This is a genomic window from Ramlibacter rhizophilus (assembly GCF_004681965.1).
GTDB lineage: Bacteria > Pseudomonadota > Gammaproteobacteria > Burkholderiales > Burkholderiaceae_C > Ramlibacter > Ramlibacter rhizophilus.
On sequence record NZ_SMLL01000001.1, the window covers coordinates 987,145 to 1,006,168 of the forward strand.

At 66.9% G+C, this 19,024-nt stretch carries 11 protein-coding genes and 1 tRNA gene; 3 read left to right on the forward strand and 9 right to left on the reverse strand.

The features are described 5' to 3' along the window. The first annotated feature begins 14 nt into the window (after nucleotides 1-14). The 3 genes from EZ242_RS04610 (at nucleotide 15) to EZ242_RS04620 (ending at nucleotide 7,455) form a co-directional block, all read left to right on the forward strand. On the forward strand, nucleotides 15-4,106 hold the full coding sequence (locus EZ242_RS04610) for a hypothetical protein (protein WP_135283917.1): 4,092 nt from the start codon (nucleotides 15-17) through the stop codon (nucleotides 4,104-4,106). Nucleotides 4,107-4,246: 140 nt separating this feature from the next. Then, a complete protein-coding gene (locus tag EZ242_RS04615; protein WP_135283918.1) occupies nucleotides 4,247-5,101 on the forward strand; it encodes a dienelactone hydrolase family protein in 855 nt (284 codons plus the stop codon). Nucleotides 5,102-5,220: 119 nt separating this feature from the next. Further along, complete coding sequence (locus EZ242_RS04620; protein ID WP_167784638.1) at nucleotides 5,221-7,455, forward strand: CapA family protein; 2,235 nt, start codon at nucleotides 5,221-5,223, stop codon at nucleotides 7,453-7,455. Between the two features lie 393 nt (nucleotides 7,456-7,848). Here the strand turns inward: EZ242_RS04620 and EZ242_RS04625 are convergent, their stop codons facing one another. The 9 genes from EZ242_RS04625 to EZ242_RS04665 all read right to left on the reverse strand — a co-directional run. Beyond that, nucleotides 7,849-8,676 carry a hypothetical protein gene (locus EZ242_RS04625; protein WP_135283920.1) on the reverse strand — a complete coding sequence of 276 codons (828 nt, stop codon included), beginning with the start codon at nucleotides 8,674-8,676 and terminating at the stop codon, nucleotides 7,849-7,851. Continuing rightward, entirely contained in the window at nucleotides 8,673-9,014 is a 342-nt protein-coding gene (locus EZ242_RS04630) for a hypothetical protein (protein ID WP_167784639.1), read from the reverse strand. Before EZ242_RS04630 ends, EZ242_RS04625 begins: the two co-directional genes overlap by 4 nt. A gap of 761 nt (nucleotides 9,015-9,775) precedes the next feature. Further along, entirely contained in the window at nucleotides 9,776-10,450 is a 675-nt protein-coding gene (locus tag EZ242_RS04635) for a replication initiation factor domain-containing protein (RefSeq protein ID WP_167784640.1), read from the reverse strand. Between the two features lie 371 nt (nucleotides 10,451-10,821). Then, nucleotides 10,822-11,058, reverse strand: a complete 237-nt coding sequence (locus EZ242_RS04640; protein WP_135283923.1) for a helix-turn-helix transcriptional regulator — start codon at nucleotides 11,056-11,058, stop codon at nucleotides 10,822-10,824. Nucleotides 11,059-11,224: 166 nt separating this feature from the next. After that, nucleotides 11,225-12,097 (reverse strand): hypothetical protein, encoded by an 873-nt coding sequence (locus EZ242_RS04645; RefSeq protein WP_135283924.1) that lies wholly within the window; start codon nucleotides 12,095-12,097, stop codon nucleotides 11,225-11,227. Nucleotides 12,098-12,109: 12 nt separating this feature from the next. After that, complete coding sequence (locus EZ242_RS04650; RefSeq protein ID WP_135283925.1) at nucleotides 12,110-13,354, reverse strand: tyrosine-type recombinase/integrase; 1,245 nt, start codon at nucleotides 13,352-13,354, stop codon at nucleotides 12,110-12,112. A 121-nt stretch (nucleotides 13,355-13,475) separates the two neighbouring features. Next, nucleotides 13,476-13,566, reverse strand: a tRNA-Ser gene (locus EZ242_RS04655). A 29-nt stretch (nucleotides 13,567-13,595) separates the two neighbouring features. Then, the gene (locus tag EZ242_RS04660) at nucleotides 13,596-15,677 is read right to left on the reverse strand and encodes a hybrid sensor histidine kinase/response regulator (protein WP_135283926.1); all 2,082 of its coding nucleotides are present in this window, start codon (nucleotides 15,675-15,677) and stop codon (nucleotides 13,596-13,598) included. Next, nucleotides 15,674-19,024, reverse strand: a 3,351-nt coding sequence (locus EZ242_RS04665) for a response regulator (protein WP_135283927.1), incomplete at its 5' end; no start/stop codon positions are given. The genes EZ242_RS04660 and EZ242_RS04665, both read right to left, overlap by 4 nt.

The following is a 19,024-nucleotide window of genomic DNA, read 5'->3' on the forward strand; positions in this document are numbered from 1 at the left end:
AGCTGAGAGAACTCTTGGAGGACGGCCTTCCCGCGCACGAACGGCGCCTCGAGCAGCGCTCGCTGCGGTTCCTGGAGCGGGAGTGGGCGGCCGGCCGGCGCAGCGGACCTCCGGTCGATGCGGCGCAAGTGTCCCGTTTCCTAGGCGAGCAGGTGCAAGCGCTCGCCGCGCGCGTCGCGCTGATCCGCGCCCGGCAGGCCGAGTTCACGCAGCGCCTCGCCGCGGCGACCACCCCGGCGGCCAAGCGATTGACCATGATCGAGTTCGCCGCCCAGCTCGGCGCCACACGGGCGCAGCTGCGCGGCGACCGGCGCGCGTTCCGGCGCTGGTTCGGCCCGGACGCCTTGATGGACCGCGTCGCCTACCAGATCGGGCAGCACGAACGCACCCTGGTTTTCGCCCTGCGCGGCATCGGTCGCTTGGCGCCCCTTGCCCTTCAACAGCGCAGCGGCGCGCCGGCGTGGCGCGAGCTCCAGCTGGAAGAGCCGCTCGAGCCGCTCCTGCGCTGGACGGGCGATGCCCGGGTGCGCACGCACGCGTTCCTCGCCTTGGCCGAGAGTCTGGCGCCGCTGGCGCCCGAAGAGGCCACGCAGGCCATGCAGCCTTCGACCGTGGCCTATGTGTACCGGGCCAGCCTGGACCCCAGCTTGGACATCTGGATCCAGCGGGAGGCGATGACCCTGCTGGCCGCGATCGCTCCCGACCAGGTCGCGACCGTGCTGCGGCGCCGGCTGCGCGAACCCGCCGCGGGTGATGACCTTTTCGTGCGCCGGCACGCGGTGGAGATGCTGGGGCGCTCGCTGCACATCGATGCGCGGCTCGCCGACCTGCTTGCGCACGTGGCGGACGATCCCAGCGCCCATGTACGTCAAGCGGCGGCGCAAGTCATTCCGAGCATGCCGGCGGACGTGGTCCGGGTGGTCTGGCCCCGGCTGGGCCAGGACGAGCCCGTCGCCGCCGTGGCGGCGGCAGCCTTCCTGCAGTTGCCCCTGCTGGCTAGCCGCGAGGAACTGGCCGATGCTGCGCTCGGCTGGATCCAGGCCGCGCTGGACCCGGGGCAGAAGTCGGCCTTTCTCGCGCGCGTTGCCCTGCACGCGGCTGAGGATGGCGGCCAGCGGCTGCAGGGGTCAACGCGCGAGCGCTGGATCGCGGCGGTGATGCCGGCGGTGGAGGCCATGCACGTGGGGGCGCAGCTGCTGCCGGTGCGTCGGTGGGCCGCGTTGACCCGGGAGCGACTCTGGCTGGCCAGCGACGACGAGGCGCGTGCGGTGGCCGAGGCGCTCGCGCCTCAGGCACACGGCGCGACGCCGGGCGGCGGTGCGCGCACGCTGGACCTGCCGGTCGCAACGCCAGAGCCGATCCTGGGCCGGGTGATGTCGGTTCTGACCCAGCGGGACTTCCCGCTGGACGTCAGCGCCGGAGGCGGCCGGCTGCGGGCCTGGCGCGGCCACCAGTTCGGGTTCCGACTCTGGCGATTCCTGCACGAGTGGCGGCATCCGTCGCCGGACAAGCGACAGGCCCACCGGCACACCATCGGCCGGATCTTCCACGGCACGCTGCGCGCGCCCTCAGCCATTCTGGCCGAACTCGCGCAGACCAAGGTGCCGGGAGAGCCACTGCAGATGGCCACCGAATCAGGCTGGCGCCCCTACCTGCCACTTGTGGACGAGCTCCTGTCCCTGCTGGAGCAGGACCCTGCCAAGGGTCCGCTGCGCCTGTATACCGCGGAGGGGGTGACCGAAGTCGATCCACCGCTGGAACCAGCCCGGCGGCTGCGGGCCCGTTCGGCGCTGACACGCCGCTTCGCCCACTACGCCAGTGCACGCAACTGGGTGGAAGGCAGCGCGGCGCATCCGAACACCTACCTGCGCATGCTGGCGGAGCTGGGCTTCGAGTTCAGGTTCCGGCCGCACCCCGGAACCTCGGCGGACAGTGCAGTGCTGCGCTTCTTCTCGGCCACACCGCTGGGCATGGCGTCGCTGCCCGAATTCCGGGCCCGCATAGAGAACTACTTCTTTTCGGCCTACGAGAACACCCTCTTCGACCTGGCGCTGTTTATCGCCGGCGGGCTGGTTGCGTTCCTAGGCCATCACATGCTCGTCAACCGGAGCATGCGCCGCGCCCGCGAAGCGATCCCGCTCGTAGTGGGCGGCTGGGGCACCCGCGGAAAGTCGGGCACCGAACGGCTCAAGGCCGCGATGTTCAACGGGCAGGGCTACTGTGTCGTGAGCAAGACCACGGGCTGCGAGGCTATGTTCGTCTACAGCAAGCCCTTCGGCGCGCCGCGCGAGCTTTTCCTGTTCCGGCCCTACGACAAGGCGACCATCTGGGAGCAGTTCAACGTCGTGCGACTGGCCCGCCGCCTCGGCTGCGAAGTGTTCCTCTGGGAGTGCATGGCGCTCACGCCGTCCTTCGTGCGCCTGATGCAGCGCGCCTGGATGCGCGACGACATGGCCACGCTGACCAACACCTTCCCTGACCACGAGGACTTGCAAGGTCCGGCGGGCATCGACATCCCACAGGTCATGACCAACTTCATTCCTGAGCGGGGCCTCCTCTTCACCACCGAAGAGCAGATGCGGCCCATCCTGCAGGAAGCGGCGGACCGACTAGGTACGCGGCTCAAAGGAGTCGGCTGGCTGGAGTCGGGTCTCATCGCCCCGGACGTGCTGGCTCGGTTTCCGTATCAGGAGCATCCGGACAACATCGCGCTGGTCACGGCCCTGGGCGCCGAACTGGGCTACGCGCGGGACTTCGCCCTCAAGTCCATGGCCGACCACGTGGTGCCCGACCTTGGCGTGCTCAAGACCTTTCCGCCGGCGCGGGTCTCGCTGCGGGTGCTGGAGTTCTCCAACGGCATGTCCGCCAACGAGCGCTACGGCTGCCTGGGCAACTGGACCCGGCTCGGTTTCGACACGCAGGACTTCGAGGCCGAACCAGGCGTGATGATCAGCACGGTGGTGAACAACCGCGCCGATCGCATTGCGCGCTCTCGCGTTTTCGCCGGCGTCATCGCCGAGGACATTCAAGCCGACGTCCATCTGCTGATCGGCGGGAACGTCGACGGGCTCAAGGGCTACATCCGCGAATCCTGGGCGGCGCATGCCGCTGCACTGACGCTCTGGCCGGAGCAGCCCGTCGAGGGCGGACCGGCCGCGGTGCTGCGCCTGCTTGCCCGGCGCTATCGTGTCGTGCACAGCGAGACGCTCGTGCGGGCCCGCCTTGAGGTCATGCTGGCCAGCGTTGGTGCGCCGAAGGAAATTCTGAGTCACTCGGGGAGTCTGGAGTCCCTGCAGGAGGCGCTCGCTCCCCTGGGGCTGGAACACGCCGATGAGGTGCTGCGGTTCCACGGCCGCGACCTGGAGTCGCAGCGTGAATTCGCGCAGATCGCGCAGCGCGTCGAGCAGGCGGGCACGAGTGCGCAGCCCGAACTTGATGCCGCGCTGCGCCAGCAGATGACTGTCTGGTTCGAGCGCCGCATCCACGTCGTCGAGGACTATTACGCGACGGGCGACGCCGTGATCGCACGCGTGCGCGACGCGACACCGCCGGGCTTTCGCAACCGAGTGATGGGCATCCAGAACATCAAGGGGACCGGCCTGGACTTTGTGTATCGCTGGCTTGCCTGGGACACCTGCGCGCGCGCCTGCGACCAGCTCGCCAGTCGCGACACCATGGTCCAGCGCAAGGGCTTGCTGACGCTCACCGGGTTTCAGGAATGGGGAGTCCTCACGCACGACCGGCTCCGCGAACGCCTCGGAGCCCTTCGCGAAACGTCCCTGGGGCAGCAGGCGTCCGTGCGGGCGCAGATCGATGCGATCGCCGCCAGCGAAGCGGCCGCCATGGAGCGGGTGCGTGCGCAGATGCAGTCGGTGCGCCGCGCCGGATGGCTGGACACCGTGTTCGGCTGGCTTGAAGGCATGGCTGACGCGACGGACGCAATCCGCCGGCGCCGGCGCGCCGACCGCATCTACCGTGACCTGGTCACGCGCCGCATCGGCGAGGCCCGCGCCGTCTCGGAACTGCAGGCGCTCACGCAGCGGCAGAAGGGCGGCTGGTTGCGGACCGATGTGGGCCAGAAGCTGCGCAGCTGGGGCCGGGGCTGAGCGGCCGCTCCAGCCGACGTGGCGCCGCAACTGCGGAGCCAACTTCTTCACGCCGCTGAAGTGCAGAGGCGTTTTTTCCCTAAACCGGTGCATTGGCCCGCCCTCGATAAAGAAGGACCTCAAGCTCATCCATTCCTTCTATGCGAATCGTTCTCTCCGCCGTTGCGCTCGCGGTCCTGCATGCACCGGCACTGGCGGTCACCTTTGAAGATGTGTCCTTCGTCAATTCGCAAGGAATCCGGATCACGGGCAAGCTCGCCCGCACGCATTGGGGCGGGGCGCGGCCGGCGGTGGTCATGCTGCACGGCTGCGCCGGCATCTACTCGTACAGCGACCCGGTGCGCGGAGTGGCCAAGCTCTACACCGAATGGGCGGATCGCCTGACTACCGCCGGCTACCACGCCTTGCTGGTAGACAGCTTCACTGCGCGTGGAGCCTCCCAGAACCAATGCGGCAACGGTTCGGCAGGAACCTCGGAAGTGGGTGATCGGCCCCACGACGCCTATGCGGCGCGAGCCTACCTGGTCTCGCGCAAGAGCAAGGCGGCGACCGATCCGGGACGCACCTTCGTGGTGGGCTGGTCGCACGGCGGCAGCTCCGCTTTTTCCGCCCTGTCGGACACCATGGCCCAGCGCAAGGAGGGGCGCTTCCGCGCCGGCTTCGCGTTCTACCCAGGATGCGGGCTGTACAACGCCTTCGGAGGCATTTCCACCAGCACGTGGATGCCCTATGCGGCAATGGCGATCTACCACGGCGACATTGACCCGCTGTTCACGAGCGGCTACTGCCAGAAGCGGGTCGAACTTGCCGTTGCGGCCGGCTCTTCCGAGGCGATGGGCAACCCCGTCGATCTCCTGGTCCATCCGGGCGCGCAGCACAGTTTCGACAATGCGCGGCAGATGGGTGGCGGCTGGACCGTGTACGACGTGAATGCCAAGACGTCGGCAGATGCGGACGTGATGAACCGGCTTGGGCAACTCGCCGCCACCCCGTGAACGATCCGGCCGCGAGTTCGTAAGCGTTCTCGTGCAGGCGTAACGGGCCGGGGATCCGCAGCCGCCGCATTGCTTGGCGGCGCTAGATTGGGCGCTGGAAAACGATGTCGGGACCCGCCATGAATCTGCCCCGCCCCTTCGCCCGATCTTTCTCTTCAGCCACGTCGGCGGCGCTGCTGGCCGCTCTCGCGGGCTGCGGCGGCGGGGGCGGTGGGGCGGCAACAGACCCAATCAGCCAGCGCGAGCAGGAGGCGATCGCGCGCTTCAACTCGACCCCGATTGCGCTGCGCGGACAGGTGGTCTCGGCAATGGGTGCGCCTCTGGAAAATGCGCTGGTGCGCATTGGCGGCCGGACCGTACGTTCGGGCGCCGAGGGGCAGTTCCTCATCGAGGGCTTGTCTCGGCGCAATGCTCTGCTGACAGCGAGCGCGGACGCCCATCGGGACGAACAGGCCGCCGTGTTCCTGCAGCACCCTGCATCCGATGCGGAAGTCATCCTCCAACCGCTTGTCCTCAGCCCGACTGGAGCCCAGGGCGTCCGCTTTCTCTTCGCAGGCGACACCTCCTTCGGCCGGCGCTTCCTGGACCCGGACGCAGACACCCCGCCCGACCAGGTACCACCCAGCGACCCGCAGGCGCTGATTCAGTCGGCGGACCCGGTGCCGGGATCGCGCAAAGTACTGTCCTTCATCCAGCCCGTGCTCGACGCGGCGGACTTCCGCGCGGTGAACCTCGAGACACCGGTGACCAGCCAGCCGGCCACGCCCCACCCCACCAAGGACTTCGTGTTCTTCACGCTGCCGGCCTCGCTGAGCGCTTTGCGGAACGCGGGTGTCGACTACGCCGGCTTGGGCAACAACCACGTCTACGACTACCTCGAAGCCGGGATCGCCGACACGCTGCGCCATGTGGCAGCCGCGGGGCTGGCCCACAGCGGCGCAGGCCGGCAGGCGGCAGAAGCGTTCGCGCCGAGCCGCGTATCGCTGGGGGGGAGCCGCTATTCGCTGCTCTCCATGTCGTCCATCAGTGGCGCCGATCACCCCATCACCTACGTAGCCACCGAAACGAAGGGGGGCTCGGCCGACCTGCGCGACACCGTGCGGGTACGCAGCGCCATCGCCGCGGAAGTTGCCGCAGGTGCCTACCCGATCGCCATCCTCCACACGGGCCAGGAATACACCGAGTCGCCCAGCGACTTCGCGCTGGACCGCATGCGGACGGCGGCCGAGGCCGGTGCTTCGCTGGTCGTGGCTCACCATCCCCACGTGGCTCAGGGCTTCAGCCGACACCAGGGTGTCTTGATGGCGCACTCGCTGGGCAACTTCGCCTTCGACCAGGATCGGCTGGAGACCATGCTGGGCTTGCTGGCCCGCGTGGACATGCAGGCCGGCGAGGTGCGCCGGGCGCAGGCCATCCCCGTGTACCTGGAAGACTATCGCCCGCGGCCGATCGCCGGCGCGCTGGCGGACCGGTTCATTCGGCGCATCGGCCAGGATTCGCAGGCACACGGCACGACGGTCATGCCCGTCAATGGCCGGGGCCGTGTGCTCGGTGCGGCCGAGACGGCGCGCGTCTTTGACCGCGAGCTGACGGTGACGGTCTCGGTCGGGCCCCAAGGCTTCGGCGTGCTGGACTTGCGAGGGCTGCTGCAGTCCGGCGAGTCCCTCTACATGGCCACCACCCTCTCGCCCGGCGTCCGGCTCGTCGCGGGGCGCGACCGCCTGGAGCACGGAGAGTTCGAAGACTACGACCTTGACGACCAAGTGGGCGAGACGACGCGCTGGGACACCTCGGGAACGTCCTCGTTCGCATGCCTCATGGCACCCCGTTCAGGCGCCATGGCCTTGTGCAGTCGCCGGCAGGCGGGCGACAGCCAGGACTCCGTGGTGGCGCTGCGCAATCGAGTGCGCGTCCTGGGCGATCCGGAGAATGAGCCGAACAAGCGGCTCACCCTGTACGGCTGGGCGAGAGGCGAATCTGCAGGCGCGGTCCGCGTGGTAGCCAGGTATTACGCCTCCGAGGGCGAGGCGAGCTTCGGAGAAGAGACTGCCGTGAGCCTGGACGCGGGCAGTTTCGGGTGGCGACCCTTCACGGCGGACCTGTCGATGCCCGCCGACACCACCACGGGAGGCGGTGCCGAAAATGCTCGGGCGGTGAGGCTATTCATCCGGCATTCCCCGCCCCTGGCCGGCCAAGCACTCGCCAGCTTGGACGACCTCGCAATCATCAACTGGCAGAGTGGTGCCACAGCGAGTGCCGTCACCCTTCCGGTGCCGAATGCAAACGAGTTCTTGAGGGCTGAAGGGGCACCGGGTGACCTGCAACTGCGCGTTGTCCTGCGTCGACTGGAGTAATCGCATCAGGCGCAAGTCTCATTCGACACCTGCGGCCAACCGCTGCTGAACCAGAAGGCTGTTCATCTGACGGGTCAGCTGGACACCCGAGCGGATGCTCAGGGAAATCGGTCCTAGGCCGCCGCAGGGTGGCAGCTCACCCGGAGTGGCGGCGAGCCGCTGAAGAGAAGCGACGGCGTCAGTCGAAGGATGAGCGGGCCAGGAGCACGCACGGCGCGAAAGGAACTCCGGGCAGCGCGTGCAAAAGGCGACGAATGAACTCGCTGGCCGATGAGTAGATGGGTAACTCGGTGGGCTCAAGATTTATCCGGCCGGCATGCACCGCGGAACGTTCAGCTGATGCGGAGGCAGTCTCCGCCCAGGATCATGGTTCAGGGTAAGGGGGCGGCAAGGTCAAGCAGCAAGCTCAAGAACCCGGCTACGAGCTTCGTCGACGCTGGTTACGGCATACACGCGCATTTCCACGGCGTCAGCCTCTCGCTCAATTTCGACCTGATTGGCTCTCAGCGCATCCCGCTGCTTGCTCCCCAAGGTGACCTCGTCTGCTCGAGGCACCGCAGTGATAAGGGCTGCCTTCGCCAGACCCGCCCAAGTCTTGGCTCGAGACAGCTCCCAGAGTCGAGCACGAGCATCTCGCACGCTCGCGGCTTGGCGCACGGGGTGCAGAACTGAGAAATGCAATACGGCAACCTCAGACAAGTACCCAAACTTGACCGGCACCCCACCTTCCAAGAGCTTTGCAGCGCGATTGAAATTCTTTGCCAGTTCCGGTCTGGCGTGAATGACAGCGTCACGCACCTCTGTAGCAAACCGCTTGTTCACTTCTTCGGGAGCCGGCGCGTCCGCTTCCTCAAGGTCGTCCCAGCTCTCCATATGGGCGAGACTCCCGTGCAGCAGGGCCGCTTGCCGCACGGCCTCAAGTGCGGAAAACGCATCGGTAACTCGACTTTGCCCGACATAAAGACCCATGAGCGGTACTTCGAGCGCTCCCAACGCCTCCTGTCCTCCGGCTTCAGCTACCGCCTGGCACAGATTTAGCGCGTGTTCGATAAGCTGTTTTGGGCTTCCCGCGGCTTTGCCGTAAAGAGCTTCGAGAGTGTCGTCGCGTATTACGCGATGCGCTGACCATTGACCGTCAAAGCGGAGCACAACACCAGCCATCAGCCGCTCGCCAGTGCCTTCGACCGGCTCCCAAAACAGGGGGTTCCACTCGGCCCTCATTGCAGCCCCCCCGCAGTACCGTCGCCTTCTGTAAACAGGTCATGCGGTTGTGGAAAGCGCTGCAGGACCCTGGTGGCCAACGGGCCGAGTCGGTCCGCGACCTGCTGGGCAAAACCTGATACGTTGAGGTCACCACACGACGCTTCCGCTTCACGGATTGCCTGCTCGCCCAGGGTCAGCGAAATTCCGACGGCCGCCCGCTGAATGTCCCGATCATCTATGCCTGACATGGTCACCAGCGCGGCGAGTTTGTTCACATCGGGCAGGCCTTCCCTGCCCAAGGCCCGCTCATGGTCGATCCAGGTTGCTGTCTGCCCATCCCAGAGGATGTTTCCCAAATTTCGGTCTCGGTTCGCAATCGCCTCGTCAGCACTGATCGCGCGCGGGGTGTCTGGGAAACCAGCTACGAGCTTCGCTCCGCTGCGCTCGAGAACTGCTCGAACTTGCGGGGGCAACGCGGGGCTCCAGCAAATGCGTTGCTTCAAACTGGGGTACCCCACGTCCATGCTCGCGAAGGCGATGGGAGGGCCCTGAATGAGCGCCGGGTCTGGCACAGTGAGACCCCAGCCCCGGAGCAACAGGGCACAAAACGCCTCGGCAGCGACCCCTTCGGGCGGCATACGTTTCGCGACAGCGCCGCGAAGGCTGTGATCGGGAAATCGCACTAGGCATCGAAACGCCCCCATCACGCCATCCCCTACGGGCTGTTCGGTGCCTGGCACAAGTTCTACAGTGGGAATGGTCATCCTGGAGTTCGGAGCAGAGCTGAGCGACGTTATATAGCACTGGCCACAAGCCGCCTGTTACGGCAAGGTGCTGGGCTTGGTTTTCTGTCTGGCGCCGCGCGCGGCGGCCGGAAATTTGCCGCCCATGGCCTCGAACCGCTTACGGTGCCAGCCGAGAGTTCGCTCCAAGCAGCGGCTCCAAGAGAACAGGCAATCAGCGTGTCGCAACGTCTTGATTTGTCCGCTGCTCGCGCGCGCGCGTACTGGTCGCGAAACCCTGTCACTTCCGCCTGCAAAACGGGCGGACTGCTTTTCAGCAGACCCTTATCACAACTCAATATTTCGACCATTGCTCGCGCGTATGGTCGCGAAATTCACGCACCCACCTTCGCCTCCAAGAGGACACCAGCCCTGAGGAGCCGTGGGCTATGCGCCGTGCCACAGATCTGCTCCCATACGGCCCCGATGTCGCCCCCGTTAACGACCAGCGCCGTGTAGAGGGTGCCGCCGAACTGGCGCCTGATGTGAGCCAGTGCGGCGGCCATGTCATGCCGCGAGCCAACCTTTCTACCTCGGCAAAATGTGCGCGGCCGGATGCCTGGCAGAACCGTCTCGCAGAACGGGTAAGCGCCCGCAAAGAATCTGTCACGGGCGGCGATCGCGTCCCAGGCGATGGCCTCGGCCCCGGCCTTGAATTCCACCTCACAGCGGTAGACACCTCCGGCTGGGTACCCCTCAACCTCGAAGGTTTCCCAGCGGCCAGCCGGGGCCAGCTTGGCTGCCAGCTGCTTCCCCTTTTCGTAGCCACGAAAATACTTATCGGCTTGCCGTGACCCCACGTAGCATGTACGGCTCGCGGCCGGATCACTGCTCGTGATCTGGCGGAGATTGGGGGGGCGCCCTCCAGTTGTGAACATTCCGGCGCGGTGGGCTTCTACAACCTGCTCGTGCTTGATCTCGCCCATGAAGGTCGTGAGCGCGATGTCCAAGCGGCGAATTTCGGCACCGGGCAGATTCTTGAGGTGATGGATGGCGTCCCAGTTGGACACAAAGCGACAACCCTCGCCGGTGACGTCCAGCCGGAGCCAGCCTCGCTGACTGTCCCCTCCCCAATCCATCCTCCCCACTGAGGCGTCTCCGAGGGCTATTCCGACCCCCCGTGCGAACCCCTGGTGCCCCCGGCCTGCCCGGCCGAGGTGGAGCATGGTCGATCGGCTGCCAAAGACAGGCCTGATTGCCTCCAGTGCAGTGGAAGGATCTGTCTGGGCCCTCAGCCGGAGCCAGTCGATCTCAGTGAGCGTGGATGTCACTACAACACCGGCCCGCATATCTGAAAGGGCTGGAACACCTTTCCCCCCGTATTACAGCGAGATGAGGCTTCCGCGCCCGCATGGCCTGCTGCCGAAGCATGATGGTGCCGCTACGCTCGTTTCGCCTTGCGCCGGACCTTCGGTGCCGACGCCACCGGCACGTTTCCCTGAGCGTTGCGCCAGGCAGCCAGCTTCGCCCCCTCAAAGACCGTGGTTCGGGGGCCGAGCTGGATCGGCTGCGGGAAGCCGTGGCGCTCCTTTACCCACCGCCACAGGGTGGAGAGGCCGATACCGAGAAACTCTGCCGCCTGTCTTGGGCGCAGTGAGGGTGAAAGAGCGAGATCCATGTGCCGAACTCCTGTGTTGTCCCGCGGGACATCGCGGGATGAGGCGGCACTTTCGAGAGTTTCGCTGAGAAGGTCGAAAACGGGGGGCTGGTGGGGGGGCTTGCGGGGGGGGGGTAACAGGGGGCAATCGCCGGAGCACGCCCTATGAATCACGTGCCGCGAGTGGCTACAAGTTGGAAAACGGAGTGGCGGCTGTGGACGCTCGGTCCACGATGCCGAGCTGAGCTTTCACTCGCGTGAGTGGGATTCCGGTCCGGTTCGCTACCCAGATGGCGATGGCGAGAGCGTCATAGCAAAGCTGCTTGCCTTGCTTCTCCGCGAGAGGCTCGGGAAGGCCGTTCCTGCGCCGATCTTCCCAGAGACGATCCCAATTCCAGCCCAAGTTCTTGAAGGTGGCCACGATCTGTTTCCGCGTGACCGGATGAGCTATTTGCTTTGCCCCGGCGCTGTCTGAGCCCGGAGGTGCCACATCCGCTCGATGTTCAGGCGAATCAAACCCCTCGAAGAGGACCTCTCGTAGGGCCGCCTTGGGTTCGGGCATTCGGTCAATGTCCAGTGCGCGGTGCCCTTCTCTTCTGGCTTGTCGGGTCCAAAGCGAAAAATCCTTCAGTACCTGGTCCTCTTCAGACTCCGGTCCGATTTCGTCATCAGGTGGTGGCGGGCCGTAGTCCGGCTTACCGAACGTCCGTGCATAGTCGCGTTCGAGTTCATCTCGCCAAACGAACACGCCCGGTGGCAGTACACGGACGGAGCAGTCCTTCCATTCGACGAAGCCTTCCGGCGACGACGCTTGATCGCGGGCAATGCGCGCACGTTCCGCTTCAAGCCTCTCGTGCACGTCTTCCCATTGAGGGGGGAGCCATTGGTACTGCTCGCCTGATGCACCAATCTCATTTGCCCGCAGAACCCACCGTCGTCCTGGCATCTCATCAAGCAGGATGAGAACAAGTAGATCCGGGCAAAGAGGGTCGAAGTTCGTGAGATAGGGGATTGCCCTTACCGGAACTGCTTGGCGACCATTGATGACGGGCAAGCGCATGAGGTTCCCCGCTCAAGCCGCAACGGCCTCTTGGCGCCGCAGCGGGGCGACGTTGTGGCCGATGATCGGCGTCCCGCAGAACCTCGCCCAGTCGTCCATCAGTCTGCGCCGAGTCTCAAAGAGGTCGCCCCTCCGATACGCCGCCTCGACCTTGTCGCCAATCGCATGCGCCAACGCCATCTCCACGGCTTCTCGAGAGTAGCTGGTCCGCTCCGTCGCCCAGTCCTTGAAGCTGGATCGGAAACCGTGCGGCACTGCGTCCACCGCCATCCGCCTCATGACGGCCAGCAGCGTCATGTCGCTTAGGGAAGTTAAGGTTTTCGACGGGAACACGAGGTCCGACCCTTCGACCCGCTCCAACCTCCGCAGGAGCTCCAGCGCCGGCATTGAAAGTGGGACCCGGTGCTCCTTGCCAGCCTTCATGCGGTCGGCCGGAATGAGCCATTCGGCCTTGTCGAGGCTGATCTCGCCCCAAGTCGCTCCCCTCACCTCCCCGGAGCGCGAGGCCGTCAGGATCGCGAATTCAAGCGCGCGCGCGCCAAGACCGGTCTGTTGGCGAAGGGCGCCGAAGAAGTCGGGCACGGCATCGGCCGGGAGCGCCTTGTGGTGCTGTACCTTCGCCACCTTCGTGGGAGCCGCCAACAGTTTGTCCAAGTGGCCTTTCCAGCGTGCGGGATTCGGACCCTCGCGGTACCGGTGTACCGTCGCCCAGTCCAGCACCGCCTCGATGCGCCCTCGCAGGCGAACAGCCGTCTCGGTCTTGACCTGCCAGATTGGCCTGAGCACATCAAGGACTTGCGGGAGCGCTACGTCGCCGACCAGCAGTTCCCCCATGACAGGGTATGCGTACGTTTCCAGAGTGTTCGTCCACTGGCTGGCGTGCTTCGGGTTGCTCCACTCAGGGGATTTGGCATCGATGTAGGCCCTGGCGCATTGCTGGAAGGTCTTTTGAGCCGCGCGCTGTGCGACCAAGGCGCTCTTTGCCTGCTGCCGTTGAAGAATCGGATCGATGCCCTGCTCGACAAGGGCACGAGCTGCGCGCGCCTTCTCCCGGGCCTGCCCCAGTTCGACATCCGGGTAGCCACCGAGGCCCATGTCGCGCCGCTTACCCGCAATGGAGACCCGCAGGATCCAGGTACGCGCCCCGCCCGGCGCAACCTGCAAGCACAGGCCTGCCACCCCGCCGACGGCGTGTAGCCCCGGCTGCGTCAAGCGCCTCACGTGCAAGGCGGAAAGTTCAGGAGCTTTTCGTGGCATCGGCGCCTCTCATCTTCTTACCCATCAACCGGGATGCTATCAAGCGGGACGATAAGAGATTATGCGGGAGATGCTTTTCCAATGAAAAAGCCCCCTTGCGGGGGCCTTCTCATAATGTTCCTGGCGGAGAGGGCGGGATTCGAACCCGCGGTGGGCTATTAACCCACACACGCTTTCCAGGCGTGCGACTTAAACCGCTCATCCACCTCTCCTGCGAAGCCCGCGATTGTAGCAGCGCGCGCTACCCCGCCCTCACCTGCCGCGCCTTCTGCGGATCGGCCACGAGGGAGAGGAGCAGGTCCACGTCGGCGGGCTTGACCATGTGAAAGTCGAAACCCGCCTCGGCGGAGCGGTGGCGGCTTTCGGCTTCGCCGTAGCCGGTGAGCGCGATGAGCAGGGTGTCGATGCCGCTGGGCTGCTGGCGCAGTCGCTGCGCGACTTCGAAGCCGTTCATGCCGGGCAGGCCGATGTCCAGCAGGACGGCGTCCGGCCGGAACTCCTCGGCCACCCGCAGGGCCGTCGGGCCGTCGGGGGCGACGCGAACGCGGTAGCCCTCCATCTCCAGCAGCAGCGTGAGTGTCTCGGCCGAAGCGGCCAGGTCGTCGACAACCAGCACGCGCGACGAGCTGCCTTGCGCTGCGCCTGGGCGCACGACCTCGATGGGGCCGGGCTGCGGCGCGGCGGCAGCCTCCCCCGGCTGCGCGGGCAGGCGCACCAGAAACTCGGCGCCGGTGCCCGAGCCTTCGCTGCGCGCCTCGACCTGTCCACCGTGCAGTTCCACGAGGTGCTTGACCAGCGTGAGTCCGATGCCCAGGCCACCCTGCGCGCGGTCCAGCGTCTGGTCACCCTGCACGAAGAGGTCAAAGATGTGGGGCAGGAAGGCGGGGTCGATGCCGCAGCCCTTGTCCCGCACCCGGAGGGTGACCTGACTGCCGTCGAAGCTGGCGCCCAGCTCGATGGCCGAGCCTGCCGGCGAGAACTTGGAGGCGTTGTTGACGAGGTTGGACACCACCTGCGCCAGTCGAACACCGTCGCCCATCAGGGCGACCGGCTCCTCGGGCAGGCTGACCTTCAGCTGCTGGCCGCGCGAGGCGATGGTCGGTGCGCTGGCCTCCACCGAGCGTTCGACCAGGTTCGACAGCGACAGCCGTTCGGGCCGAACGACCACCTTGCCCTGCACGATGCGTGAGACGTCCAGGAGGTCGTCGATGAGGCGCGTCATGTGGTCGGCCTGGCGGCTGATGACGTCGCGCGCCCAGTGGAGGGTGGAGGCCGGCACCTCGCCGCCTTGCATGATGTGCACCGCATTGCGGATCGGCGCGAGCGGATTGCGCAGCTCGTGCGCAAGCATGGCGAGGAATTCGTTCTTGCGACGGTCGGCCTGTTGCACGGCGGCATAGAGCCGCGCGTTCTCCATCGCGATGGAGGCGCGCCCGACGATCTCTGTGGCCAGCGCCACGGCGGGCGGATCGAACCGGTCCTCGGGGCCGCGCAGGATCAGCGCCCGCCGAGGCGGCTCGCCCTCGCGCAAGGGAAAGACGAGCGCCGCATCGGTGCCGTCCTGCCAGCGCGCCATCCGCCCGTCGTGCAGGGCCGATAGCACTGCCACCCGCAGGCCCTGCGCCAGCTCGCAGGCCGCGGCCGCCGCAGGATGTGCATTCAGGACGGCGACGCTGCCGTCGAATCCGCTGGCCACCAGCAGCGCCTGCGCACCCAGGCGCGGCACGGCAAGTTCCAGCAGGGCGGCGGCGGTCTGGTTCAGGTCGAGCGAGCCGCCCAGGCGCCGGCTCGCTTCGGACAGGTAGTCCGCGCGTTCGGTGGCGGCCTCTGCGGCAGCGCGTGCGGCCTCCGCGCGGGCGAGCGCCTCGCGCTCCACGGCCCGCAGCTGCAGTTGCCTGTGCATGCGGTACAGGTCCACGAAGACCTTGACCTTGGACCGCAGGACTTCGGGCACCACCGGCGAGGGGATGTAGTCCACCGCACCGAGGGCATAGCCACGCTTGGCTTGCAGTTCGTCCACGTAGGCGGTGATGAAGACGATGGGCGTCTGCGCCGAGCGCTTGTATTGCCGGATGAGGCTGGCGGTTTCCAGGCCGTCGATGTCCGGCATGTTCACGTCCAGCAGGATGACCGCGAACTCGCTGTTCAGGACGTGCGCCAGCGCCTCCCGGCCCGATCGGGCGCTGACCACGTTCTCGCCCAGCTCCTCGAGCACGCTGCGAAAGACGACATGCTTTTCCAGCAGGTCGTCCACGATGAGGATGTTCACGCGGCCGTCCTGGCGGTCGGCGGCGGCGGCGGGGTGGGCGACGGCGTGGGTCATTGTTGCAGCCAGGCGCGAAGCACGGACAGCAGGTCCGCGGTGTTGACCGGCTTGGACAGGTAGTCCCAGGCGCCGGCTTCGATGCACTTCTCGCGGTCACCCTTCATCGCCTTGGCGGTCACGGCGATCATGGGCAGCCCGCGGCCGTGCGGGAGCTTGCGGATCTCCTTCATGGTTTCCATGCCGTCCATCTCCGGCATCATGATGTCCATCAGCACGACGTCGATCTGCGGATCGTTGACCACGCGATTGATCGCCTCGCGGCCGTTGTCGGCCCAGACGATGTCCACGCCGTGTTCCTCCAGCACGGTGGCCAGCGCGAAGATGTTGCGCATGTCGTCGTCCACGATCAGCACCCGCTTGCCGACCAGCGGCCGATGTGCCGCGCCGCGTTCGCGCAGCAGCTGTTGCGTGGCGGGCGCGAGGCGCGAAGAGGGGTAGTGGACGTTGCGAACGACCGCCTCGAAGACGGCGTCCAGGTCGGGCACGCGCTGCAGGGCGAGCCGCTCGTCACCGTCGTCGCTGAAGTTCCGGGCCGCCTGCGGGCCGAGCACGATGACCGGAAACCGTCCGAAATGCGGGTGTTGCGCGATGGCATCGCCAAGCTGGCGCGGATCGATGCGCTCCACCGAGTCGTCCAGCACCAGGGCGTCGTAGCGTTGCTCGGCCACGGTGGACAGCAAGTGATCCGGGCTGCGCGCAATGTCCAGCACCAAGCCCTCTCCATCCAGGAGTTCCGCGAGCCGCACCCGCAGGTGCGGCTCGCGCAGCACCACGAGCACGCGGCGTTCGGGGCGGCCGGCGAAGGCGCGAAGCCCCGCCATATGCGCATCGAGCAACTCATCGCGGTCCAGCGGCTTGGCCACGAAGGCCACGGCGCCGGCGTCGCGCGCGCGTTCGCTGGAGTCGGCGGCGGAGATGACGCTCACGGGTACGTGCCGCGTGGACAGGTCCTGCTTGAGCCGGTCCAGGATGCGCCAGCCGTCCATGTCCGGCAGGTGCATGTCCAGGGTGATCGCGCTGAGGGCGAACTGGCTCGCGAGCGTGAGCGCGCCGGCTCCGGTGCCAGTGACCAGCCCTTTGAAGCCCTGCGCCCGCGCGGCGTCCAGCAGCACCCGCGCGAAGGCGAGGTCGCTTTCGACGACGAGGAGAACCGCATCACCGGCGGCGATGGCGTCGCGGTCGTCCTGCGCGACGTTGGGCAGGACGGTGGGAGCCTGGGGCGATTCGATGTCCGCAGGCGCCCGCAGGCGGCGCGGCGCCGGGCGGCGTGCGTCGGCCTCCTCGCCCGGCCGGCGCGCAGGTGGCTCCAGCCGCGGAGCCGGCAGGGACAGCGAACGCCGCGTGCCGCGCGTGGAGGGGAAATGCAGCGGCAGGTACAGCGTGAAGGTACTGCCCTGCCCCGGCGCGCTGGCCAGGCGGATTTCGCCGCCCAGCAGCTTGGACAGCTCGCGGCTGATGGCCAGTCCCAGGCCGGTGCCGCCGTACTTGCGGCTGGTGGAGCCGTCGGCCTGCTGGAAAGCCTCGAAGATGATCTGCTGCTTGTCCGAGGCGATGCCGATGCCGGTATCGGACACGGAGAAGGCGACCACCCGCTGCGCGTGATTGAGCTCCTCGTGGTCGCGGCTCCAGCCACCGACCACCTCCTCGATCGCCAGGCTGACCTGTCCCTGGTGCGTGAACTTGAAGGCGTTGGACAGCAGGTTCTTCAGGATCTGCTGCAGGCGCTTGCTGTCGGTCACGACCGTCTGCGGCAACTGCGGTCCGGGCTCGATCACGAAGTCGAGGTGCTTGGCCTCGGCCACGTGGCGGAAGGTGCGCTCCACGTAGAGCTGCAGGTCCGACAGGCGCAGCTCGCCCACGTCCACCACCACCGTGCCCGACTCGATCTTGGACAGGTCCAGGATGTCGTTGATCAGCATCAGCAGATCGTTGCCGGACGAGTGGATGGTGCGGGCGAACTCCACCTGCCGCGTGCTGAGGTTGCCGTCCGGGTTCTTGGACAGCTGGTCCGACAGGATCAGCAGCGAGTTGAGTGGCGTGCGCAGCTCGTGCGACATGTTGGCCAGGAACTCCGACTTGTACTTGGAGGTCAGGGCCAGCTGCTTGGCCTTCTCCTCCAGCGCCTGGCGGGCCTGTTCCACCTCGCGGTTCTTGTGCTCGACCTCCTGGTTCTGCAGGACGAGCAGATGCGCCTTCTCCTGCAGCTCCTGGTTGGTCTGCTGCAGTTCCTCCTGGCGGCTTTGCAGCTCCTGCGCGAGCGACTGCGACTGCGCCAGCAGGTGCTCGGTGCGCATGTTGGCCGCGATGGTGTTGATCACGATGCCGATGAACTCGGACAGCTGGTCCAGGAAGGCCAGGTGGGTGGAGCTGAACCGGTCCAGCGAGGCAAGCTCCAGCACGCCGCGCAGCTCGCCTTCGAAGACGATGGGCAGCACCAGCAGGCTCATGGGCGTGAGCCGCACCATGCCCGAGGAGATGCCGAGCGATTCGGGAATGGCCGAAGTCAGCAGGATCTTCTGGCGGTCCAGGGCGCACTGCCCCACCAGCCCCTCACCCAGGCCGATCTCGCGCCCGTATTCGCTGTGGCCGTCCCCGGCGTAGCTCGCCATGAGGCGCAGCTGGGCGGGCTGCTCCTGACCCGGCATCAGTACGTAGAACTCGGCACGCTGCGCGCCGACGACCGGCGCGAGTTCGGAGAGGATCAGGTGGCCTACCGCCACGATGTCCTTCTGCCCCTGCAGCATGCGGGAGAACTTGGCCAGGTTGGTCTTGAGCCAGTCCTGCTCGGTGTTGACCTGCGTGCTGTCCTTGAGGTTGTGGATCATCTCGTTGATGGTGTCCTTCAGGGCGGCCACCTCGCCCTGGGCCTCCACCGTGATGGAGCGGGTCAGGTCGCCCTGCGTCACCGCCGTCGCCACCTCCGCGATCGCGCGCACCTGCGTGGTGAGGTTGGCCGCGAGCTGGTTGACGTTCTCGGTCAGGTCCTTCCAGGTACCCGCCGCGCCGGGCACCTTGGCCTGGCCGCCCAGCTTGCCTTCCACACCCACCTCGCGGGCCACCGTGGTGACCTGGTCCGCGAAGGTCGCCAGGGTGTCCGTCATGGAGTTGATGGTGTCGGCCAGCGCCGCCACCTCCCCCTTGGCCTCCACGCGCAGCTTGCGATCGAGTTCGCCATTGGCCACGGCGGTCACAACGCGCGCGATGCCGCGCACCTGCGCGGTGAGGTTGGAGGCCATGAAGTTCACGTTGTCCGTGAGGTCCTTCCAGGTGCCGGCCACGCCCTGCACCTCGGCCTGCCCGCCCAGCTTGCCCTCGGTGCCCACCTCGCGCGCCACGCGCGTGAC